Source organism: Acinetobacter sp. ANC 3813, from assembly GCF_002135435.1.
Taxonomy (GTDB): domain Bacteria; phylum Pseudomonadota; class Gammaproteobacteria; order Pseudomonadales; family Moraxellaceae; genus Acinetobacter.
The window spans coordinates 209,148-232,236 of record NZ_NEGK01000004.1 but is presented as its reverse complement, the minus strand read 5'-3'; the positions used below and the strand labels follow the sequence as shown (position 1 = coordinate 232,236).

Below are 23,089 nucleotides of genomic sequence, written 5' to 3'. Positions count from 1 at the left end.
CCAGCCTGCGGGAGAACGAAAAGAGGCGGATTATACTCTGTTTTGAACCAATTTTCAGGGAAAGTGCCGGCTATGGACGCGCGAATCAGCGCTGTATTTTTCCTTGCAGGCCGCCTGTATGCAGCGCTAAAACGCTTTGAGTTTTTTTGATCTCACCGCGCAGAATCATTTGTTCAACTCCAAATAGCATTTTGCCGGTATAGACGTGCTCCAATGGAAAGCCGTAGTCCTTTTCAAAACGCTGGATAAACTGCATCAGTTCAGGCGCGGTTTTGGCATAGCCGCCAAAACAAAACTCATCGGTGATATGCCAGTTTGAGCGCTGAGTCCATTGCTGTAGCTCTTGCGCGAGAAATTCACCTTTCAGGGCAGAAAATCCGAGAATTTTTTGATTTTCCGCGCTGGCTTCAATCAGCCCTGAAATTGTGCCGCCAGTACCTGCTGCACAGCAGATCAGATCAAAATTATTGACATCGTCTGCAGTTAAAATTTCCTTGCAGCCTTGAATCGCCAGTGAATTGGTGCCGCCTTCAGGAATGATATAGCTGTCTGGAAATTCGGCTTGCAGCTGCTGAATAAAATCTGCCGACTGTTTTTGCCTGTACTGTTCACGGCTGACAAACTGCAGCTGCATGCCAAAGTCCTGCGCAGTGTGCAGGGTTGGATTCAGCGCTTTATGCGCCAATTCTTCACCGCGGATAATACCGATACTTTGCAGGCCGAATAGATGCGTAGCATAAGCTGTGGCGGCAATATGATTGGAATAGGCGCCGCCAAAGGTCAGTACGCGTTTAAAGCCTTGTTGCTGTGCGCTTAACAGATTGTATTTCAGCTTAAAAAATTTATTGCCAGAAATGCGCGGATGGACCAAATCTAGACGTTTAATGCAGAGCTGAACGCCATGCATATTTATCGTTTGATACGGAATTGCATGCGCAAGTGCATCAAAGGCTAAAGCATTGAATGAGTCTGAGTTAGGCATATTGGCAATTCAGGCGAAAGAATCCGCTGTATTGTAGCGGATTCTTCTTACCGCGTTTTTGTCTTTGTTATTGTCAGTAAGGTTTAGATGCAGTGTCTACCGATGCCACCACGGACATGCCTGGGCGCAAACGTTCCATGCCTTTTTGATTCGGGTCGATGACAATACGCACAGCAATACGCTGCACGACTTTGGTAAAGTTGCCTGTGGTATTGTCAGCTTTCAGTACGCTGAACTCAGAACCTGCCGCAGGGGAAATGCGTTCAACTTTGCCGCTGAATTGCTGATGGTTCATGGCATCGACTGTAAACCACGCTTTTTGCCCAATCTGCATATTGGCAATTTGAGTTTCTTTAAAGTTGGCGGTGACCCAGCGCTGCTGAGGAATCAGGTACATCAGCTGTGTTCCTGCCGCCACGTATTGGCCTACACGCGGTGTCACTTCACCCAGCTGTCCATCCATGGGGGCTTTAATCACGCTGTAGTCCTTGGTGGTCACGGCCTGATCACGCTGCGCTTTGGCGCTGGTCACTTGCGCATTCAGACCAGTTTGCGCAACTTGTGCTGTTTTTAATGCTTCCATTGCCACTTGAATATTGGATTCTGCCTGATGAACGACAGCCAAGTTGTTTTTGACATCGGCCCGTGCTTTATCTTGTTCGGTTTTAGAGGCTGCGCCGCTGTCGCCTAACTGCGCATAACGCTGCAGCTGTGTCACAGATAACTCATAAGCTGCCCGCGCCTGATCGGCTTTGGCCTCAGCTGCGGCTATGTCGGCTTTGCGCTGCTGAATGGCTTGGGTTTGATTGGCCAGATTGTTTTCCGCCTGATCAATGCCAGATTGCGCCTGTGTGACTTTTTGATCATAGGTCGCTGTGTCTATATGCATCAAAGGCTGGCCTTGCTTCATGGTTTCAAAGTCTGTGACCAGCACATCTTTGACATAACCATTGATCTGTGAAGACAAAATGGTGGTTTTGCCTTTTACATAGCTGTTTTCAGTTGATTCCACTGCAGAATGAAAAGGCCCGATTTTCCAAGCCCATAAAATCAGACTGATACCAATCAGCAGTACAAAAAACATCAGCACCAGCACCCGCTTATTGGTGGGAATCAATTTGCTCGATGGCGCAGGCGCTGGGTCAGGCGCAGCTGCGGGCTGTGCAGCCGCCGTATTAGACACTACGGTATTTGTTTCTGCCGGCTTTTCTTGTTCTGACATGGACTTCTCTAAATATAATCGTGTGATATGGGAGCTTCGTGATGAATAAATAACAGTAGATTGATCTGGAAGATGCTAGCTGGAATTCGGCATTAGCCGCTGTTTAAAGCTGCGGTATTGATTCATGCCAATGACAAACAATCCCCAAAACAGCAAGACCACAGCAAAGAGCTGATTCAGAAAAATCACGTCGTTATAAGCGCGGACTTGCGCTTCTTTGGTCACGGCTTGGCTCAAGCTGCGCAGCGCCTGATTTTGCTCCAGTGCTGGGTCGAGCGTATAGCGCTGGCTGCTTTGCGCATAGCTTTGCAGGCGCTGAGTGACTTGCGGGCTGGTGGACGGCAAGTCTGCCAAAATTTCTGCCTGATAATGCTGCGTGCGCATTTGCTGATAGCTTGAGAAGAATGAAGAACCCATCAAGCCGCCAAAGGTTTGGCTGGCAGAGAACAGCACAATAAAGGTCACCATATGATTGGGGCCTTTTTGCAATGCATTGATAATGCCAGTCAGCAGCAGAGGGCCAATAAACATGCCGCTGGCAAAACCGACGATGAATTGGCTGGCATAAAAGTTTTCTGGGCGCACGTCACTGGTCAGATGATGATCCAGTGCGCAAGCAATTAAAATCAAAGCTACAGCGCCCAGTAAATGCCATACGGCTTTTTCACGGGAAAAGGTCAGCGCGCTGAAAATTGTGCCGCTTAAAATGCCGAAGAAGATCACCAGATAAAAATGCACAAACTGATCAGGCCCCATGCCCATTGTTTTCAAAAAATTCACCGCGGCATAGCTTTGCTCTGACATTAAAAAGCGAATGGCGAAAGCGCCTAAAACAAAGCGCACTGTCGAGGATGTACCCAGCCAGCGGGTAATGATCAGCGGATTGACTCGATAATGTTCGTAAGTCAGTCCCACGGTAATCAGAATCAGTGCGCCAATCAGCAGATAAGCCAGCCAGTCAGCATTCAGCCACCATTGAATTGGCCCTTGGGTCAGCACAATGCACAGGAAGGCAAAACCGGTCGCCAGCAGGATAAAGGTAAAAATATCCTGAAACTCAAATACTTCAATGCGCAGGCTGCGCGGCAGTTTTAAGGACACCACCATGGCAAGACAGCACAGCGCCAGCCCCAGCTCAAAGGTATACAGCAGCCCCCAGTCATTTACATCGACCAGATAAGGCGACATTATCCACGCCAGCGGAATGCCCAATTGCTGAAAGCCCAGCGCCAAATATAAGCCACGTCCAAAATTGGCTCGGCTGAAAGCCTGCATAATGTAATACATGCCCAAAGAGCTGAGCGGGGCGGCAACTAAGCCGCTGACAATACGGACAAATACTGCCATTTCAAAGGTATGTACATAGAGATGCAGCACCATCACCGCAATAAACACCACGAGGCCGATTTCGGAAAACAGCCTGAGCCCATATTGCTGGCGCGCTTTAAACAAAATTAAATTGGAACTGACATTGGCCATAACATAGGCGGCAGGAATCCACGCCGCTTCAGAAGGCGTCAGGCCATATTCACCTTGAATCAGCGGCAGATTGGCCGTGATAAAGCCGTTGCTCAGGCTGCCGGAAATGGCGACAAACAGGCCAATAATAAAGTATAAATACCGCTTATAGGTCGGGTGAGCAATCGCGGCAGGTGAACCCGGCAGGGTTGGTTTTTCCTCTGGAGTCCAGTCTGGTGCGGGTTCCAGCAGACGCGGTTCTTGAGCCATGATCTATACCAGTTAAGGGCGGATACCATTCAGGAGTAAATCGACTGCGCGTGCCGCCAGTTTTTCCTGATCTGCATCGGTGTAGCCTTGCAGTGCAGCCCGCAAGATAGAAGTCACCATGGTGTAGTCACGCGGGCTGAAATCACTGCGGCAAGTGCCATTGGCAATGGCGGTATCAATCAGCGGCTGCAAAATCTGATCGCGGCGCTGATAAATCTGAACCATTGCAGGATCATCGCGTGCAATCACCCGCCAATATTCCATTAAGGCAGTAAGATAGGGAATGTTGTGAATATGGTCCTGAATCAGGCGGATAAAGCCATCTTCATATTGCGCATGATTGCGCGCGCGGTTTTCCAAGCGGTCGAGCGCTTGTTCCATCAATGCTAAAACCAGTTCACGGCGGTCTGCAAAATTGCGGTAAAAGGTCGCCCGTCCGACTTTTGCTTCATCAATAATCAGCTGCAGCGGCGCATTGATGCCTTGGCTGCGGAAAATATTGATGGCCGCGGCCAGCAGTTCTTCACGGTTTTGCGCGGCGCGTTCTTGGCGAAGTGACATAGCGTTCTAATTTTAAGCTGGAGAATATGCTGTATTTAACGGACAAAAATGTCCGTTGTAAATATTCTGCATTGTGCTTTTTTGTAACGCTGAAGATTTGGCTGCAGTAAACCTGTCTTAAAACCAATTTAACTATTTAAAAAATATAAATTAAATTTAAAGGAAATTGACTGTGCGAAAAATAAATATGCAGACATGAAATTTAAGGTGAAAATTTATACAGCAGTGCTATGCTGAAAGAAATAAGGATAAACATGGAGGGGATAGGATGAAGATTTTATCCGCAGCCATAATGGCTTGCCTGCTGCTGGGTGTGGCAGGCTGTGATGCAAAGGAAGACTTAAACAAGCCGAAAACAGAAGTGCGTACCATGATTATTGGCGGCATGCCTGCATCTGATCAGGATTACAAAATGCCCAAGAATCAAATGATTTTGGCAGAGCAAATTCAGCGTGACTAAAGTGCTTAACGCGAACAGTCCTTGTTTACGCAGCTTTAGATAAGCGAGCTGATAAAAGGTGTTGAATAGGGTGGGCATATTGTCAGTGCATGGTAGTGCGGTGTGACAAGTAAGAAGTAAGCGATGCGTTGTGCTGCGTCAGAGATGTAAAAATTTGAAGCAGACGCTTTGCTTCCTGCAAGCGTTTGTTGAATTAAAGCCTTACAAACGCGGAAAAGGCCTTGCACTCGCCCAATATGCCCTAACTGAAATGGATCGCTGTGCAAACCAAATTTTTAAATTAAATCGACCTGCCAATTTGAGGCTTGAATCTCTAAATTATTCTGACGCAGCTGCTTGCTGATGTCATCGGCCAGCTTTTGCAAATCACTAACGGTAATGGTTTTGACCCAGCGGATTTCACTAGAACTGTAGCGGCCATTTTCACGCCGTGAATGGTCTATGGCCTGCTGCAAAATACAGTGCTGGCTCGTTAATGCATCGCGTTCAATAATCAGCGTTAACAGTTTTTTACCGCTAGCTGTTTGCGCTTCTGCATTGGTTGCATGTATCCGCTGAATCAAATCATGCAGTTCAGTATTCACAGCGCTGGCTTCCTCAATCAGCAGATTGGGGGCTTCACTGGGTGCATCGCCTTCCTGAACTAAAATATTACTGTTGATGCGCTGCTGCAATGATGCAAGCTTGGTTTGCATATCACTGCGCAGCAGGAGCGCTTCTGCAAGTTTCATTTTTTCTATCATTTACTGCTTTTGCATCATCATGCAATGGAATTGTTGGTCAATCAATAAATTTACAGTGAATAATTCGGTGTTTTTGTGAAAGTGCTGTGAAAAATAGGGAGATATTTGGTGATGATGCTTGTAAAATTGCCCCGAAATTAATATTTACAGGTGCTGATGTGGAATCATTTTGGATTTTGGGCTCTATCGCTTTTGCTTTAATGCTGGGCGCAATGAGTCCTGGGCCGACATCAATTTATGTAGCCAAAAATTCAATTGCAATTTCACGTCAGCATGGGCTGTTTACCGCTTTAGGTACAGGAACAGGGGCCGCTATTTTCGGCTTATTGGCTGTATTGGGCTTGCAGGCTTTTTTACTGGCTGTGCCGTCAGCATATTTGGCTTTGAAAATTTGCGGCGGACTGTATTTGCTGTATTTGGCCTTTAAAATTATTAAGCATGCCAAAGAGCCGATTGATGATGGTCAGAATACGTCCTCACAAATGTCATTGCGCCGTGCATTTACAACAGGATTAATCACCCAGCTGTCTAATCCTAAAATTGCGATTATTTTGGCCAGTATTTTTACAGCATTACTGCCAAAAGAAATTCCAACTTACTTCTATTTTGTATTGCCTATTTTATGCTTCTTTATTGATGCAGGCTGGTGCTCTCTGGTGGCCGTGGCGCTGTCTGCAGAAAAACCGCGCCGTGTATATTTAAAATTTAAAGCTGTATTTGACCGCGCAGCAGGTGCAGTCATGACCGTGCTGGGCTTAAAGTTGATTTTTGGTATGAAATAAGGGCTGTGCTGCAGCGGGTAAATTGTCCGACAATTTTACGGCTATGACCCCAAAACACATTGGCCAGACCTCATTGGCTATGAACAACCGCGGCGCAACTCAGTAACGTGGAAGCATCTATCTCCCTTAGAGTCATATATGCTTTCATTATTAAAAAGTAAACCGCAGCAAAATACCTTCCGTAAAATCTTCAATTATCAGCTTGGGCAAGTTTTAACGCCTGTATTGGGCGCTGTGCGTCCAGAGCAGCAGGCCAGACTTCCGCGCGACTATGATTTTGATGCGCATGTGTTTAACAGGCAGTTTGCAAGCACGCACTATGGCGTGATGATTCCAGATTTGCCGGAACCCTATCGGTATTTATCTTATGCATCAATCATTGGCGATGTCGGGGCCAAGATCACCAAAGTCTCTTCTAAATTAACCGCATTGGCATTAGAAAATACAGCCACTTTAGTGCATGGCACTGCCTTGTCAGATGATCAAGAAGCCTATCGAATTTTCAATATTCAGAAGCAATTAAAGTTTCAGCATTCTCCATTTCGCATCGATTTCGCTGAAGAATCCTCTTTATATGAGCAAGACGGGGCATATCGGCTGGTATCACAATTAGATGATTTAAAAGCAGATTTAACCTTAACCCCGACAGATGCATTGACATGGTTTGCGCACAGCCGGTTTTACCAGCACTTTAGTGTGTTAATGCGCTATAGCGGAACCATTCGCCAGCAAGATAAAGCAGTTGAGGTTTCTGGCTTATGCACGCTTGAGCATTGGAAAGCGATTTCGTTAAGCATGTTGCCTAAGCGGTTTTTAACAACAAATTTAGCATTGCCTCTGACTTCATTCAGTTATCAGGTCATTAACCTGAATGATCAAGAACAGCTGGTCTTGGCATTTGTGGGCGCTTTAGGACAACCCGTATATACGGCAGTTTCGTACCGTCATATCAATGGTACATCGATCCAGTATGAACGGGCTGATTTTGAAGTGGCAGCGTTAAAAACTGAACCTTTAATGACGCCTGACGGCTATGTAATGGAAGTACCGCAATCGTTCCGCTGGCTGGTGCATCATGAGGGTGAAAAAGTGCTGGATATTTTGGCGGTTGTGGATACGCCGTATTGTTATGGTTTGGGGGCAGGCTATGTCAGTTCTTATCAATGGTCAGGTGAGTTTAAGCAGCAAAAGGCTGAGGGAAGAGGGTATTTGGAATATATTGATCGGAGATAACACACCGTTGAAAGATAAGCTCCACATTGGAAAAACACTATAGGCTTCCAATGCGGAGCTTTCAGCAGAGTAGTGTGCTGATCTGTCGCATCATTTTTTACAGCAGCTTTTTTAGCATTATAAAATCAACCACATGCTACTGATCTTTAAAATGCACTGGGATCCACTGATAGCTTTTTCCATCCTTTGAATAAATATGCCCAATACCCGGAAATGGCAAGTGCGGCGCGGCAATCAGCTGGCCTGCTTTCGCATATTCTGCAAAATGCTTTAAGCGGGTTTGCACGGCTGCCGCAGGGTCGGTATCAAAGTCGATGGCTGTTTCCGGACGGTCAAACTGAATGCTGTGTGAATGCACAATGTCGCCAATAAACACTGCTTCTTGATCGCCTTGTTTGAATTTAAAGCTGTAATGACCTGGGGTATGCCCAAAAGACGGTTTGTATTCTATGCCGCCAAAAGACAGTGATTTATCTGAAAATACTTTGATCTTTTTCGCTTGTTCATAAGGTGCAAGCGCGGCTTTAATTTTTGCCACAGTGCCTAAAAATTTAGCCTGATTGTCTTTAGGGATTTTTTCTAACGTTTTCGGGCTGAGCCAATAATCATATTCAGTTTTGGCAATGTGCAGCGTCGCATTTGGGTAGTTTGCCGCGCCATTGCTGGAGATGCCGCACACATGGTCTGAATGCAGGTGCGTCAAAAAGATTTCATTGACTTGTTCAGGCTGATAGCCCGCAGCTTTGAGATTGCTATAGATCGAGCCAAAATTAGGTCCGTTGCAGCTGGCTGCGCCGCTATCGACCATCAGCAACTGGCTGCCTGTATTAATTAAAAAAGCATTGACTGAGGTTTGTACGCCTTTGGCCTGATCGGCATAGTATTTTTTTAAAATGGCGTCAATTTCTGATTCAGGCAGTCCTTTAAATAAAGCTTTATTTAAATAGTTTGTGCCGTCGAGCAGGGCGGTAATTTGGGTATTGCCAAACTGATAATTGTAATAGCCCGCAACCTGCTTTTGCTGCGGAATAGATACTGGCTCCAGTGCATGGCTGAACTGATTTAAAAGCAAGGTATTTGCAGCAAGTACAGCGCCGAAGAGCGCCTTGTTTAAAGTATTCATTGCGGTTCTTGTATGTTCTGAAGTTGTTTAATTTTTAGCATAGATTTATGTGAATTTGAAATTATGACGGTAGGATGTTTTGTCTGAAATTTAGAGGTCAGTATCTGTATTAGAAAAATAGTGCCAATCTGTATATTGACTTTTATGTTTTAAAAAGGATGTTTTTTATTTAAAAGTTGTTGTTAAATAAATATTTAGCTGGTTTTACTTTTTATTTTATACGCGCTAACATGGTGCAAATCTGTATATTTAGGTGGCAGTATGAGTTTCTGGAAAAAGAAAAACAAAGCGAGTTTTGTCTATTTTATTCTCGTAGCATATTCCTTACTCGGTTTTGGAGTTGGTTATGTGATTTGGGAATTTGTACTCGCTTAAAATGTACTAAAAAGCCTCTAGTGTTAGGGGCTTTTTTGTGGGTGGTTGATGTATACGTTTTAAAGTTTGTTAGAAACTCCCTCTCCCTATGGGAGAAGGTTTGGGTGAGGGTATTTTGATATTTGAGGAAAATTAGCCTTACTTTTGTCGGGGCAAAAGTAACAAAACCCCTTTGTTCGTTAGAGGACTCGTCCATGTGCCCCTAACGAACGGGCGACATCCATGTCGCAAGTCATTTGATTGAATACTGTCTTAGAATTCACAAAGAATTTCCCTCTCCTTTTAAGAGAGGGCTAGGGAGAGTTTTTGAAAGCAACTTAGCTGGATATCTATAAAAAGTTTATAAAATTTAAATACATATGATGTTTTTAATATATTGTTTAATAATTTTTAGTTTACTTACTAAGAATTAATGAAAAAGAGCGGCGTATGAGCGAACTAGAATACTTAGGAAAACCTTTAGCTTATTTAGATCAGAATATTTTAGATTTATTTACAGAGCCACAGTGTTTGTTAAAAAAAGACTCTGAGTTATTCAATTTTTTGAAAAATGAAGTTCAAGTTGTTTATTCTCCTACTACTCTCGAAGAAATATATCGATCAGTTATTAATGGGAAAAGTAGTGTTTATGGTTTAGCCTTTTTAGATGTACTTAAAGAGTTGAATGCTCATTTTATTACTTTAATAACTGAGAATGGCGAAGTAACCAATACTATTTTTAGGTCTTGGGAAGAGCCTTTAATACATTTTAACCAATATGTAGAAAATAATTATTTAAATCAGTTTGTGCATCCTTTGAGAAATAATTTATTTGCAATATTTGGTGGAATTAAGGATTTTAAAAAACTTGAAAATGAGCAAATTAATAATTTAAATAATTTATTGATATTTTTAGAGAGTTCTCTAAATTTTCTAGAAAGTTGTGAGGATAAAGATGAATATATTTTATCTGAAATAGAAAAGTATAAAGTTGAAATTCCTAAACTTAGAATGCAACAAAAAGAATATGAATCATTTGTTCAATTATCAATACAACATTTAGAGGATGTTAATAAAGATCAATCAGCACATAGGAACTTTAGAGATTCATTGAAAATTGATCTTAATAATCTAAAGAAAATTGAATTTCCTAATGTTTTAATTCAAATATGGGAAATGTTGCAACAAAATAATATTGAATTAGATAATCTTGAGTTAGATGATTTTTTTCAATTAAAGAAAAGATTTAATCTTGAAAGTGATTTTTATGTTTTTCAAAAAGTTAATCAAATTTATACGATGTTAAATATGATCGGATACTATCAAGATGAAGGTATACATAAAAAAGAAAAAAGATTTATTGCTTCGTTTAGCGATATGTCGCATGCTTCCTATGCTTGTTTTTGTGACTATTTATTTACAAGAGATAAAAACTTTTCTTTAAAAGTTAGAGTAGCCTATGAATATTTAAGTATAGCTACACAAGTTGTAAATATTCAGATTAATACGAATCCGTAAACTTATTTATTTTAAAAGAAAAAGCCCTACATCGTAGAGGCTTTTTCTTATCTCAGATCTAAATTTTAAGACACTTTATCACCAGCTTTAGCACCTGATTCAGGTGAAATCACCCAAACACCTTCGCCATTACCCGCAGCTAAAACCATACCGTTAGAAATACCAAAACGCATCTTACGTGGTGCAAGGTTAGCCACCATCACCACCAATTTACCTTTAAGGTCTTCGGGCTCATAGAACTCACGGATACCGCTAAACACGTTGCGTGGTTCAGCTTCGCCGACATTTAAAGTCAATTGAAGAAGTTTTTCAGAACCTTCTACGTGAGCTGCTTCTAAAACTTCAGCCACACGCAGGTCAACTTTCATAAAGTCTTCGATACCGATAGTGCTTGTGTTAAGAGCAGCTTCACCGACTTTAGGCTCAGGCTTTTTCTCAGCAGCTTTCTTCTCTTTTTTCTTTTCAACTTTAGGCGCTTCCGCAGGCGCAGCTAAAGAATCTTTAGACGCATCCACCATAGCCGCCACAGCTTTCGGATCTACACGCTGCATAAGCGGTTGGAACAATGCAATTTCATGACCCACAAGAATTGTTTCACGTGAAGCAAAGTCAAACGCATCCAATTGCAAGAAGGCTTGAACTTGATCTGCCAGTGTAGGAAGTACAGGCGCAAGATACACAGCCAATTGACGGAACAAGTTAATACCGACAGAACATACGTCATGTACTTGCTGTTCTTCACCTTCAATTTTCGCTAAAGCCCAAGGCTTTTTCTCATCAATGTATTGGTTAGCTTTGTCCGCCAGCGCCATAATTTCACGAATGGCTGCAGAGAACTCACGTGACTCGTATTGCGCAGCGATTGACGCGCCTGCATCAATAAAGCTTTGAACTAACTCAGGCTCTGCACAAGTTGCAGACAATTTATTGTCAAATTTGGTATTGATGAATTTTGCACAGCGGCTGGCAATGTTGACTACTTTACCCACTAAGTCAGAGTTTACTTTCTGAACGAAATCATCAAGGTTCAAGTCCGAATCTTCAACTTTGTCCGAAAGTTTAGACGCGAAGTAGTAACGCAAATATTCAGGGTTTAAATGCTCTAAATACGTTTCCGCTTTAATGAACGTACCGCGGGATTTCGACATCTTCTGACCATTAACAGTCAAGAAACCATTTACGAATAAACCTGATGGAGTGCGGTAGTTTGCGCCTTCCAGCATTGCAGGCCAGAACAGCGCGTGGAAATACACGATGTCTTTGCCAATGAAGTGATACACCTCATTTTTAGAATCTTTTTTCCAATATTCCTCAAAGCTGAGTTCAGGACGTTTGGTCTTAATATAGTTTTCAAAGCTCGACATGTAGCCAATTGGCGCATCTACCCAAACATAGAAATATTTGTTTGGCGCATCTGGAATCTCAAAGCCGAAATAAGGCGCATCGCGTGAAATGTCCCAATCGTTTAAGCCATTGTCGAACCATTCATCCAGCTTGTTCGCAATAGATACAGGCAGACGGCCTTCATCACGTGTCCATTTTTGCAGGTATTCTGCAAAGTTCGGCAGTTTAAAAAAGTAGTGGTCTGAAGATTTCTCTACAGGTGCTGCGCCGCTTAACGTCGATTTAGGATTCAGCAGTTCAGTGGCGTTATAGGTTGTGCCGCACACTTCACACGAGTCGCCGTACTGATCTTCCGCTTTACATTTAGGGCATGTGCCTTTAATAAAACGGTCAGACAGGAACATACCTTTTTCTGGGTCAAATAATTGAGTCACAGGACGCACGGCAATATTGCCCGCTTCACGGTTTTTGATGTAAATTTCAGACGAGCGATTTTTATTTTCTTCGCTATTGGTCGAATCGTAATGATCGAAATGCACGCCAAAACCTTCAAAATCACGGATGTGCTCTTTTTGCACATTGGCAATTTGTTCTTCTGGAGAAATGCCGTTGGCTTGCGCGCGCAGCATAATCGCTGTGCCGTGAGCGTCGTCCGCGCAGACATAAGTCACATCATGACCCATTGCACGCATGGCACGAACCCAAATATCTGCTTGGATATAACCAAGTAAATGACCCATATGGATCGGGCCATTAGCGTATGGAAGGGCGTTAGTGACTAAAATATTACGCACGGATAGAACTCGCTCATTCGTCTTTTATATAAGGTCAACGATTTTACCTTAGATAGCCAGCAGATGCACAAGTGAATCGTTGAATTCTTTTCAAAAGAGTTAAATCGGCAAGTAATTTAAATACAGTCCAGCACAGCATTTGCCTTAGATACAAAAGATGAAAATCTTTGCAAAAGTTGCCTATAGATACACTTGATGCGCCTTTAAATATACACAACACTGAATAAAAACATTCTTAAATCAGCAGTGCTTCAGCCTGCTAAAACAATAAGGACAATAAGAATGCACAGGAATGGGTATAGCTATTTGCATCACGTGCTGCAAATACTGCGCTATGGCCTGATTGGGGCCGTCGCGCTGGCGGTCATTGTGTGTATTTGTGTGGTGTTTTTTATCTTGGGGGTATTGCTGCTAGGCACATATCAGCAGCATCAGGCATTTCAGCATCAGCTGGTCGATGCTATTCAGATCGATCATCAGCAATTTCCACAGCTGCAGCAGCCAGTCTTAATCTTTTACCGCAATCACTCTCCCATGACGGGGAATGTTGTGCTGGTGTATGCCATCGACAATCGGGTCAGAGAGGGGATTCAGCAAAAGGCGCTGCGCGACGCCAGTCAAAATGACGCCATGGTTGAATGTGTGAAGCCTGCCATTAAAAAGCGCTGGCGCGGATGGCGCAAAACATTGCATTACGTTCAGCCAAATCCAATCTATTCTAATCATCATGACTATATGAATCATGATTCCTATTTTGTGCAAGGCTCAACCGAATATTTAAGCCAAGCGGTCAATGCCTGTTATATGTCTTTTACCCGCATACCTGCTGCCACTCTTCCGGAAAAATATCCAAACTTTCAGCACCGTTATTGGGCTTTAAGTGATACAGAAAATTTATTGTTCAGCGTTTACCAGACATGGCATTAAATAGATGAACCGAGAAAGATGAAACGAATACAGGCTAATGCGGTTGTGTCCTGCAGCAAAGAACAGCGATAATGTTTTCCCTCAATCGGCCCGTTTTAGAAGGATCATTCCATGATCGATGATGATTATGATTTTGCACAGCCCGTGACGCGCATTAAACAAAATGCAGGCAGTCAAAAACAGCTAGGCAGCCACATCCTAAAAACTGCCGAGCAGTATTTACAAAGCATGGGTTCCGCTGCGCACGGACAGCTGGTGGCAGCGCTTCGAACCTTGGCGCAGACCGAGCCTTATTTTGATGGGCTTGCCGATCAGGTTGAATTTGAAGGCGATGGACCAACTGCAAATGATGCATTGAATTTGCTGTATTTTTGGAAATTAGCCAATGAAAATGAATCAGAGATGGATCAATTTTCATTGCTGGATTTAATTGAAAAAGCATATTTTCAAAAAGAATTATTCACCGCTGTAGATGCCTTGAAGATTGGGGAGAATTTGCCTAAACACCGCACTGTGATTGAGCAATGCTTACAGATGTATCAGCAGCAGGCTTATGCAGGCTGTGTAACTGTGCTATATGGTCAAATCGAAGGGATTTTAACTGAGGCGCTGGCAGAGCGCGGCTATTTGCAGCTGAATCAAAGCAAATATGTCGATGTCTATAAAATTGTACCGGGCTTAAAAGGCCACGAAGTGAAAAGCTTATGGCATAAGGTGAAAATCGCCAGTGACATTAATCCCTACTTTTTAGAGCTGCAGGCGCTGAAAATGGACAGCAGTTCTACGGTCACCGCTACACGTCATAATATTGTGCATGGTTCAAATGTCGAGCACTTTACACGGGAACGCAGTTTTATCCTGTTTATTTGGCTGTTTGCGGTGATCAGCTTTATCAGTACAGTAAAAAAATAATGGCTTGATGAGATGGCATTTCCGCCATCTCATTTTTGAGTTTTGCTGTCATTAATAAACATTAAAATTTTTAAAATAATTATTCAAAAGATGCTGAAAAGCATAGGGAATCTTATATTTTTATACTATAAATAAATAAAATATTAACAAAGAGATAAAAAATGCATTGGCTTTGGATTGCAGGCAGCGTTTTCGCTGTGCTTGTTGTTTTATTGCTGTTATTTCAATTAATTTATCAATACAAAATGCTTCCAGCCATAGCGGAATATGCACGAATTTATGGCAATGTGCCTGTAAGTTATACCCGTGATCATTTATTATACTATTTAAGGCATAACAGTCATGAAGCGGATGAATTTTCATTTTTAAAAGAACGGAATTTCACACAAACCTATGGATTTATGATGTGCAATTGGTATGCATCCATATTGGTAGAGCGCCAATTAATAGAAAATCATTTTATTACAAAAGAAGATTCAGAACAGCGCTATGCAGACCTGGCTGAACAGCTCCAGCAGCCAAAACTTACAGAGAATCAAATTCAAGACATTATTTTCAACCTGAAGTTATTAGCCTTACAGGGAAATGCTGATGCAGCATCTACCTTAGCTGATCTATTTACAGAAGGGCGGCTGGTGCCTGTAAACTTAATGTTTGGCGTTCATTTATATATTCGCGCATCTGAAGTGAATAATACAGAAGAGCATGTCACACGCAGCATGCGCGCCATTCAGCAATATCCCAATGTCATCTTGAATGACAATTTTTTTGAAGATGTTTTTATTCAGGATGTCTATTATGAAATTTTTTCCCGCAGCCCTTATTTAGAAAATTGGAATGAATTACTGAATGCACAAAATTTAGCGGGTGCTCAATGATTTATCTTATTGTATTGCTCATCGCTGCTGCGTCAGTACTGTTTTATCGGCAGATTAAAAGAAAAAAATTCAATATAGCTGCTGCCCAATTCGCTCGGCGGCATGGACGGGTACCGCTGGATTATAGTGAAATTTTGCTGATGGAATACCGGCCTGCTTTGGCGATTTTCTTGCGGGAGCACAAGAAGGATTATGAATTTATTCACGGCTTATCTTTAGCGCATCAGTATGGATGGACATTGATCTACTGTTATTTAAACGATTTACTCGTAAATAACATCATTGAAAATTATATAGACCTGCCGGAGATGTCAGCTGATGAACAAAAAAATCATCGTGAGACTCTAATTGCGCGTTTAAATTCCAATGACCGCAGCCAAGCTGAATATCAAGATCTTATGATAGCGCTTAAACAATTGATTATATTAGGCGAAGATAAAATTGCCGCTGAACAGCTGGGAGAATATTTTGAACAGCAGGGACAATTTAAAAAGGCATTAATTTGGTACTGTGTTGCGGGTGAGACTTCGGATAAAGCCTTGTATAAAATGCATCAATTGTGTGAAGCACATCCATTGCAGGCGATAACGGATCAAGACATTCATACCTTGGTGCTGAATTTATTTTTACAGCGCTTTCAATATTATCATCCCTATGTAGAAAATTGGCGCAGCCGATTTACCGATCAGGACAGTGTTCATCAGCTTTTGAGTGAAAGCACAGAAGGCTAGGTGTGGCTTCATCGTATTTGAATATTAATTGTATTGATAGGTTCAGACTTTAACTGAAGCGTCCCGCTATATTTCAGTTTGTCATAAAGTGTGTAGAAATGCTGATTTGAGTATTATTTCTCCATTTAAGTGTTATACCTATTGTTAGACAAGGCATAACATTCAGGAAGGTAACACTATGAGCAATACTCAGCTTGATGACTTAAAAAATAAAGCGGCTGAATTGGGGGATGATCTAAAACATTCTGCCAAAGAAGCGAAGCTTGAAGGCGAAAAAGCGGTAGATGACTTGAAGCATTCGGTAAAAGAAGCTGCGCTTGAAGGTGAAAAAAAGCTGGATGAACTGAAGCGGGATTCTGCAGAGCAGCATGCTGACAGTAAAGCGGCAGCAGAAGAAAAAGTTGAAGATCTTAAAGCTAAAGCTGAGCATGCCAAAGCATCTGCACATGAAAAACTGGATCATTTAAAAGATGAAGCCAGCCATAAATTTGATGAGGCAAAACTGAAAGCTGCTGAATTGAAGCAAGAAGCTTCGGTGAAGCTGGACGAGTTAAAAGTGCAAGCCACAGAAAAGTTCGATGAGCTGAAAAAGAAAGCGACAGATGTTTTGGGCAAATTCAAAAAAGATGATCAGGCTTAGAATTAACGCTGTTTATATTTCATAAAAATCAAAAACCCATTGTCTCGGCAATGGGTTTTTTCTTTAAAGAAAGTATTCAATTCGATGCAGCTGGCTGTTTTTGGCTCAGCTTATTTATCGAGACTTTCAGTTTGAATCTTGCTGATTTTGTCGTTGATAATCGTGATTACATAGCGCACATTTTCAATTTCATAAGTGTAATCAATCGCCAAGTGCGCTTTTTGATCTTTTTCAGGCAATGCATGGGAGATGACACTCATCGGAGACGCTTTCATGCGTGCCTGCATTTCTTCTACTGTGTCGCCAAGGGTAATGGTCTGACGTTCTGCAGTCACGAAACTTTCAACATCAGCGGCATGGCTAAAACTTGCCGCAGCAACCAAAAGCAGAAAAGCTAATTTTTTCATTGTAATTCCCCAAATTTAAGTTTTGACATCTTGAAATGACCTGTTCCAAAAAATAACAGCAGCGGCTGGCCATAAGTGATTGAACTCATTTCTGCACTGTGCTTTGCATTCCCTGCGCCGCAGCATTTTAAAATTATCAATGCGAAGATGTGTTCTCTGCTTAATTAAAAGCAAGACCGATGCCAGATAGCACTGCTTCCAATATTGCAAATAGCGCCACCTCAGGATCAGCAATCATGCGCTGAACAGCGTGCTGGAAATGTTTATAGCAAAAAAAACATGCAATTATTGTGTGAATATGTAGCGCAGCTCAGTTTAAAACCAAGCAAAATGCTAGGATTTTTTTAATTAACTGCCAACTTCCGCAGAAGACTGCTTACTCTGAGCAGAGTTTGCCGTTAAACTATCCTTAATTTGCTGTATTCGCGCTTTTTTGGAGTAATTCTATGTCTTGGCTTTCTTCGCTTAAATCGGTTTTTTCACCCTCGCAGGAAGTTCAGGAAGATGAAATCCAAAAAGTGCTGCAAAACTATATTTTGCCCAATTCGGACAACGCGCTGAAAGACCGCATTACCCAAGTGAATGTGCAGGGCCAAGTGCTGCAGATCACCATCAATACCATGCCTTCAGAAGCAGATGATTTGCAGAAAATCCATGATGATTTGGCTGATGCTTTGGAAAAATGCGGCATTACAGAATTGAATATGCATGTCATTCAGCAAAAAACGGGTCATGCTGCAGGCGGCTGTGGACATGAGCATGCAGAAGGTGAAAGCTGTTCTAGCCAGCCTAAAACTGAAAGTTCAGCACCTAAAAGCAATTTACCGCCTGTGGTCGATGCTTCAGCAGCAGCGCCAGCAGCAAAAAAAGAAGAAGTCGATCCGAATAATCCGCCTATTCAAAAAGCTGCGCCGCAGCAGCGTGATGTGCCCAAACATCCGCGCATTCAAAATGTCATTTTGGTGTCATCAGGCAAGGGCGGCGTAGGTAAATCAACTACAACGGTTAACTTGGCTTTGGCGCTGCAAAAACTGGGCTTAAAAGTGGGCGTCTTAGATGCCGATATCTATGGTCCAAGCATTCCAACCATGCTGGGCAATGCAGGCCGTACACCCATGATTGAAGCCGAGCATTTTGTTCCCTTAGATGCTTATGGTATGGCGGTGCTGTCAATCGGCCATTTAACCGGTGATCACAATACGCCTGTCGCATGGCGCGGTCCAAAAGCCACCGGCGCTTTAATGCAGCTGTTTAATCAAACCTTATGGCCTGAGCTGGATGTGCTGATGATTGATATGCCGCCAGGTACTGGCGATATCCAGCTCACTTTGGCGCAGCGCATTCCTGTGACTGGCGCCGTGATTGTGACCACGCCGCAAAATGTAGCGCTGATGGATGCAACCAAAGGCATTGAACTCTTTAACCGCGTGCAGATTCCTGTGATGGGTGTCATTGAAAACATGTCGACGCACATCTGCTCTAATTGCGGTCATGAAGAACAGATTTTCGGTACAGGCGGCGGCGATAAATTAGCTGAACAATACCATATTCCACTGCTGGGACGTTTGCCATTAAATGTCCAAATCCGTGAAAATGCTGATGCAGGCAAGCCTTCTGTGCTGGCGGAAGACAGCGCTGCAGAGGGCTACATGGCCATTGCTGAGCGTATTGCTGAAAAGTTGCCTAAAGCAGAGAAAGACCAAAGCCGTATTTTCTAATTATGGCTTGATTCCTAAACCAGCTCAGGCTGGTTTTTTTGAATCTGGGTGCGCACATTAAAATGTGATATTTCCTTTATTATTAAGGGTTTTGTGTGCATTAAATAACGCTAAACACCTATTTTGTTTGAAATTTAACCACATATGACTCTTTGGTTACAGTAAGATGATTTTTATAAGTTATTGAATAATATTGTTTTAATTTAATTCGCTTAAAAATTATATATTGGCTTACAAATCTTGTTTTGCCAGCGCACTTGAAGTGATTTAATCTGCGCTCACTCAAAGGTGAGTTTTTCGTATGATTACATGGTTTTTCATTGGCTTAGTCGTCACAATTTTGCTGACTCCAGGCCCGACCAATACCTTGCTGGCATCATCAGGCATACAGGTAGGTGTACGTAAATCTTTCCGCCTCATTCCCGCAGAAGCGTTTGGCTATCTTATTTCTATTAGCTTATGGGGATTCCTCATTGGTAAAGTGACAACGCAAATGTCGCTGCTGCCCATGATTCTAAAATTATTCAGCGCAGCCTATATTCTTTATCTGGCTATACGGGCTTGGAAAATGTCCAACGTCACTGAAGACTACAATCAAGTGTCGATTGGCCCAGTGCACCTGTTTGCGGCAACCTTGCTCAATCCGAAAGCGCTGTTATTTGCATCAGCGATTTTCCCTGCGATTGCTTGGGTAGATCCCCGCTATTATGTAGCGCATATGCTGGCATTTTTATTGATGCTGATTCCAATTGCCTTTGTTTGGACTGTTATCGGATCGGTATTAAATTCTAATAAAATCAGCTGGCTCAACCAAAGCACTTTGCAAAAAACAGCATCGCTTGTATTAATGTGCTTTTCGGTGCTAATGAGCTATACCGCACTTACAGCTTAATGCTCACGTTGCATATCAGCCGTCAGTTTTAACGATTAAAACTGACGGTTTTTTTGCAAATATACGTGCAGTGGGATTGGCTTATTTTCATTGCAGTCAATTTCAGTTAAAGTACCACGCAATAATTGAATTTACGCTTTTTGGATAGAAATACATGGCTATTAAGTCTGATCGTTGGATTCGCGAAATGAGCGAAAAACACGGCATGATTGAACCGTATGCAGAGAACCAAGTTCGTTTTGATGAAAATGGCGAAAAACTGATTTCTTATGGCGTATCGAGCTACGGTTATGACGTCCGCTGTGCACGTGAATTCAAAGTGTTCACCAATGTGCATTCTGCCATTGTCGACCCAAAAAACTTTGACGACAAAAGCTTTATCGATATCGAGTCGGATGTTTGCATTATCCCGCCAAACTCTTTCGCTTTAGCGCGTACAGTGGAGTATTTCCGTATTCCGCGCAATGTATTGACCGTATGCTTAGGCAAGTCGACGTATGCGCGCTGCGGTATTATTGTGAACGTGACACCGCTTGAGCCCGAGTGGGAAGGCCATGTGACCTTGGAATTCTCAAACACGACCAATCTCCCTGCGCGTATTTACGCAGGTGAAGGTGTTGCACAGATGCTGTTCTTTGAATCTGATGAAGTGTGTGAAACCTCATACAAAGACCGTGGCGGCAAGTATCAAGGCCAAACAGGCGTTACATTGCCAAAAGCTTAATTTATAAAGATTCTAAGTTTTATACGCTCAAAAAGCAGGATTCAGATCCTGCTTTTTTTTGTGATTCATTCATCGGAAATTGAGTCGTTTTAGCTGGTTTTTTTTGCAATTGTGTAATTATTCAGCATAATAAAAAGTTAGAGTGGCTTGGCATAAGTCCATCATGGATACGATGGAATAAAACGAATTAAAGTGCCAAGAAAAGGAATAAATATAAGAAAGATGCAGTGCATCTGAAGAAGGAAGGTCGAGATGACTGGTTTAAATAAAACTTTCACATTCCGCCAGAGCTTTGCCGTAATAGCAGTAAGCATGTTTATGGCGCAGTCTGCATATGCACTTCAAGATTTATCAGATTCCGTACTTTCTGAAACGACAGGTGAAGGCCTCGCGTTATTGCCTGAAAATTTTAAGATGGTCTTTCAAGGCGCAAATGATCTGTCTACAGGATCCAGCTATAACCGGGCGCTTGCTGGTACAGATGCTGTAAATGCTGAACAATATGATACGGGTTTCATTCGTATCATCCCTGTAGGTGAAAATTATGCAAAATATGCTGGAATTTCAAATGCGGATTTAGGCGCAAGGCGTACGAAAGCAGATATTTTTATTTATGGCTTGGCGCTGTCTCAATCGGATAATAATTTAAATAAGCGTTTTAGCAATACTGGATTTACTTGGGGCTCTGAGGCAAATCCATGGTTATTTAGAGCAGGTACTGCAACAGGTATTCAACAGTTTCAAGCAGCCAATGCGAGTGCAGATGTAAGTTATTTAACGTTGGAAGCCCCCTTAGCAACGGTAACTGCATCTGAAAGTGATAATAATATTAAGTTGGGTTTCTGGCTGGATGCATTTTCTCGGACATTAAATTCAAGTAATAAAATAAATCCGATTACTGGCGCACCTGTAAGCGCTAATGCTGCAAATGATACTGATTTAACGAAAGATCAGCGTATACGCCTACAATTCACGGCAAATGGTCTTAGTTTGAATGGCTCGCAAGTGAAATTGTTTCAGACTCAAGCTTCGAGTGTAGCGCAGCAAAATCAAACATTGGGCATAGCAAGTATTTTACGTATCAATACCAATGATGACCCATCCGCTTTGGTGTATGCCAATACAGATATAAATAAAAATACTTTAAATGCCAAAGGTATACGGATTGGTACTGCTGCAATCAATGACGGTACTGCAACAACTCCTGCTTTAGACCAGTCATTTGCCCCAATTTTTGATGCCAATGAAGGTTTGTATTTATATAGCCCTAATATCAACTTGGTTTTAGGAAATATGTATCAGCCTTTTATTTTGGGCTCAGAAGGCAACAATATTATTCTGGAAATTACTAGAATTCCGAATGTGCCTGAAATTTACAAAAAAATCTATAGTTATTATGCGGATACAGATGGAAACAATACAGCGGTTGTCGCTGGAGACTATAAGGGGGCAACCTGTAATGTGGCTGCGTGCGGAACAACATTAACCGCTGGTTCAATCAACTATCAAGGCAATAATGCAACACACAGCAGTATTTCAATTGGCAGTGTTTCGTTTGGTTCGGATAAATTGCTTAAAGCAAATACGGCGACAGATTCAACTGGAGTAGTTTTCCGTGGAGTTGGTGCGGCTGCTCCTGTGAATTTAGGATCAGTTGCTATTGATGGTGTGCTAATTCAGCATTTGAAATTTAAAACAACAGGTTTGTGAGGGTGAGTGAAATGAAAAAAGCGTTATTAATGACACTGATTTTATCCTCGCAAATAACAACTGCCGGTTTAGTTGGGCTGAATAGCGATGAGTTGGTGAGTGTCACTGGAAAAGGGGGCGCTGATTTGAGCTGGACGCTGTCTTTAAACCAGCAATATGCAACTGATATGAGTTTAAAAAATATTTCAAAACTGAATGGCGTGGATAAAAATGGCCGAGCGGTTGTAACAGAAGCATACTATAAAATGCAAACCAGCGATTGTCCTTTGCTTGAGCTTTGCAGATTAGCGATTGCGCCAAATAATCATATTGAAAATGGACAAAAGAAATGGCTGGTTTTTAAGCAGCTGCAGGGAACAATTCAAATTGAGAAGTTTTCTTTAGAAGGTACGACCATTTTAAATAAGGATGGAAATCCTCAGACAGCCATGTTACTGAAATTTTATGACAATTACCCGCTCAAAATACGAAATTTAGGCTTTTCAAGCCTTTCGGTGGAATCAGGCGCTACAGGATATTTGAATACTGATAAATATACGACTTATGATTCTGGCAAGTCCGCAGTCCCTAGTTTTGATAAAGATCAGGAAAAAGGATTTATGGGGGTAAATATGCATGGAAATCTACATATAGACGGAAATTTGAAAATTTTCAGCTATAACTGTTCAGGTGCAGGAAGCCGCTGCTGATCTTGCAGTTCAAAAGG

At 42.3% G+C, this 23,089-nt stretch carries 23 protein-coding genes; 15 read left to right on the top strand and 8 right to left on the bottom strand.

The genetic code is table 11. The features are described from left to right. Positions 1–85: 85 nt before the first annotated feature. The 4 genes from B9T34_RS08030 to B9T34_RS08015 all read right to left on the bottom strand — a co-directional run bounded on the left by B9T34_RS08030 (position 86) and on the right by B9T34_RS08015 (position 4,493). Entirely contained in the window at positions 86–982 is an 897-nt protein-coding gene (locus B9T34_RS08030) for a 1-aminocyclopropane-1-carboxylate deaminase/D-cysteine desulfhydrase (RefSeq protein ID WP_086212638.1), read from the bottom strand. 73 nt (positions 983–1,055) lie between these two features. Beyond that, positions 1,056–2,204 carry an HlyD family secretion protein gene (locus B9T34_RS08025; protein WP_086212637.1) on the bottom strand — a complete coding sequence of 383 codons (1,149 nt, stop codon included), beginning with the start codon at positions 2,202–2,204 and terminating at the stop codon, positions 1,056–1,058. Positions 2,205–2,279: 75 nt separating this feature from the next. Next, positions 2,280–3,932 carry an MFS transporter gene (locus tag B9T34_RS08020; RefSeq protein WP_086212636.1) on the bottom strand — a complete coding sequence of 551 codons (1,653 nt, stop codon included), beginning with the start codon at positions 3,930–3,932 and terminating at the stop codon, positions 2,280–2,282. A gap of 12 nt (positions 3,933–3,944) precedes the next feature. After that, complete coding sequence (locus B9T34_RS08015; RefSeq protein WP_086212635.1) at positions 3,945–4,493, bottom strand: TetR/AcrR family transcriptional regulator; 549 nt, start codon at positions 4,491–4,493, stop codon at positions 3,945–3,947. Positions 4,494–4,761: 268 nt separating this feature from the next. On the opposite strand from B9T34_RS08015, the gene B9T34_RS08010 reads away from it, so the two are divergent. Beyond that, positions 4,762–4,953, top strand: coding sequence for an NF038215 family lipoprotein (locus B9T34_RS08010; RefSeq protein ID WP_086212634.1), 192 nt, complete (start codon positions 4,762–4,764; stop codon positions 4,951–4,953). 275 nt (positions 4,954–5,228) lie between these two features. Here the strand turns inward: B9T34_RS08010 and B9T34_RS08005 are convergent, their stop codons facing one another. Next, on the bottom strand, positions 5,229–5,684 hold the full coding sequence (locus B9T34_RS08005) for a DIP1984 family protein (protein WP_086212774.1): 456 nt from the start codon (positions 5,682–5,684) through the stop codon (positions 5,229–5,231). Between the two features lie 170 nt (positions 5,685–5,854). Between B9T34_RS08005 and B9T34_RS08000 the strand changes: the two genes are divergently transcribed. Together B9T34_RS08000 and B9T34_RS07995 are read left to right on the top strand one after the other, a co-directional pair. Continuing rightward, a complete protein-coding gene (locus B9T34_RS08000; RefSeq protein WP_086212633.1) occupies positions 5,855–6,478 on the top strand; it encodes a LysE family translocator in 624 nt (207 codons plus the stop codon). A 138-nt stretch (positions 6,479–6,616) separates the two neighbouring features. After that, entirely contained in the window at positions 6,617–7,711 is a 1,095-nt protein-coding gene (locus B9T34_RS07995) for a DUF6670 family protein (RefSeq protein ID WP_086212632.1), read from the top strand. Between the two features lie 136 nt (positions 7,712–7,847). Here B9T34_RS07995 and B9T34_RS07990 read toward each other — a convergent pair whose 3' ends face one another. Continuing rightward, positions 7,848–8,834: an MBL fold metallo-hydrolase gene (locus B9T34_RS07990; RefSeq protein ID WP_086212631.1), complete on the bottom strand. Its 987-nt coding sequence runs from the start codon at positions 8,832–8,834 to the stop codon at positions 7,848–7,850. Positions 8,835–9,095: 261 nt separating this feature from the next. Here B9T34_RS07990 and B9T34_RS19215 point away from each other — a divergent pair, with 261 nt between their 5' ends. Together B9T34_RS19215 and B9T34_RS07980 are read left to right on the top strand one after the other, a co-directional pair. Continuing rightward, positions 9,096–9,209, top strand: a complete 114-nt coding sequence (locus B9T34_RS19215; protein ID WP_086212630.1) for a hypothetical protein — start codon at positions 9,096–9,098, stop codon at positions 9,207–9,209. Between the two features lie 429 nt (positions 9,210–9,638). Then, positions 9,639–10,706 carry a hypothetical protein gene (locus tag B9T34_RS07980; RefSeq protein WP_086212629.1) on the top strand — a complete coding sequence of 356 codons (1,068 nt, stop codon included), beginning with the start codon at positions 9,639–9,641 and terminating at the stop codon, positions 10,704–10,706. Between the two features lie 65 nt (positions 10,707–10,771). On the opposite strand, the gene metG is transcribed toward B9T34_RS07980, so the two are convergent. Beyond that, complete coding sequence (gene metG / locus B9T34_RS07975) at positions 10,772–12,844, bottom strand: methionine--tRNA ligase (RefSeq protein WP_086212628.1); 2,073 nt, start codon at positions 12,842–12,844, stop codon at positions 10,772–10,774. A gap of 282 nt (positions 12,845–13,126) precedes the next feature. Between metG and B9T34_RS07970 the strand changes: the two genes are divergently transcribed. The 5 genes from B9T34_RS07970 (at position 13,127) to B9T34_RS07950 (ending at position 16,932) form a co-directional block, all read left to right on the top strand. Next, positions 13,127–13,771, top strand: a complete 645-nt coding sequence (locus tag B9T34_RS07970; protein ID WP_086212627.1) for a hypothetical protein — start codon at positions 13,127–13,129, stop codon at positions 13,769–13,771. Between the two features lie 111 nt (positions 13,772–13,882). Further along, the gene (locus tag B9T34_RS07965; RefSeq protein WP_086212626.1) at positions 13,883–14,683 is read left to right on the top strand and encodes a hypothetical protein; all 801 of its coding nucleotides are present in this window, start codon (positions 13,883–13,885) and stop codon (positions 14,681–14,683) included. 161 nt (positions 14,684–14,844) lie between these two features. After that, a complete protein-coding gene (locus B9T34_RS07960) occupies positions 14,845–15,561 on the top strand; it encodes a hypothetical protein (RefSeq protein ID WP_086212625.1) in 717 nt (238 codons plus the stop codon). Then, a complete protein-coding gene (locus tag B9T34_RS07955) occupies positions 15,558–16,292 on the top strand; it encodes a hypothetical protein (RefSeq protein ID WP_086212624.1) in 735 nt (244 codons plus the stop codon). The genes B9T34_RS07960 and B9T34_RS07955 overlap by 4 nt, the downstream gene beginning before the upstream one ends. A 178-nt stretch (positions 16,293–16,470) precedes the next feature. Then, positions 16,471–16,932: a hypothetical protein gene (locus tag B9T34_RS07950; protein ID WP_086212623.1), complete on the top strand. Its 462-nt coding sequence runs from the start codon at positions 16,471–16,473 to the stop codon at positions 16,930–16,932. Positions 16,933–17,042: 110 nt separating this feature from the next. On the opposite strand, the gene B9T34_RS07945 is transcribed toward B9T34_RS07950, so the two are convergent. Next, entirely contained in the window at positions 17,043–17,339 is a 297-nt protein-coding gene (locus tag B9T34_RS07945) for a hypothetical protein (protein WP_086212622.1), read from the bottom strand. A gap of 446 nt (positions 17,340–17,785) precedes the next feature. Here B9T34_RS07945 and apbC point away from each other — a divergent pair, with 446 nt between their 5' ends. The 5 genes from apbC to B9T34_RS07920 all read left to right on the top strand — a co-directional run bounded on the left by apbC (position 17,786) and on the right by B9T34_RS07920 (position 23,072). Further along, a complete protein-coding gene (gene apbC, locus B9T34_RS07940; protein ID WP_086212621.1) occupies positions 17,786–19,057 on the top strand; it encodes an iron-sulfur cluster carrier protein ApbC in 1,272 nt (423 codons plus the stop codon). Between the two features lie 301 nt (positions 19,058–19,358). After that, positions 19,359–19,949, top strand: a complete 591-nt coding sequence (locus B9T34_RS07935) for a LysE family translocator (protein ID WP_086212620.1) — start codon at positions 19,359–19,361, stop codon at positions 19,947–19,949. Between the two features lie 154 nt (positions 19,950–20,103). After that, complete coding sequence (dcd, locus tag B9T34_RS07930; RefSeq protein WP_065993652.1) at positions 20,104–20,673, top strand: dCTP deaminase; 570 nt, start codon at positions 20,104–20,106, stop codon at positions 20,671–20,673. Positions 20,674–20,925: 252 nt separating this feature from the next. Beyond that, positions 20,926–22,383 carry a hypothetical protein gene (locus B9T34_RS07925; RefSeq protein WP_086212619.1) on the top strand — a complete coding sequence of 486 codons (1,458 nt, stop codon included), beginning with the start codon at positions 20,926–20,928 and terminating at the stop codon, positions 22,381–22,383. A gap of 11 nt (positions 22,384–22,394) precedes the next feature. Beyond that, positions 22,395–23,072 (top strand): hypothetical protein, encoded by a 678-nt coding sequence (locus B9T34_RS07920; RefSeq protein WP_086212618.1) that lies wholly within the window; start codon positions 22,395–22,397, stop codon positions 23,070–23,072. Positions 23,073–23,089: the final 17 nt, after the last annotated feature.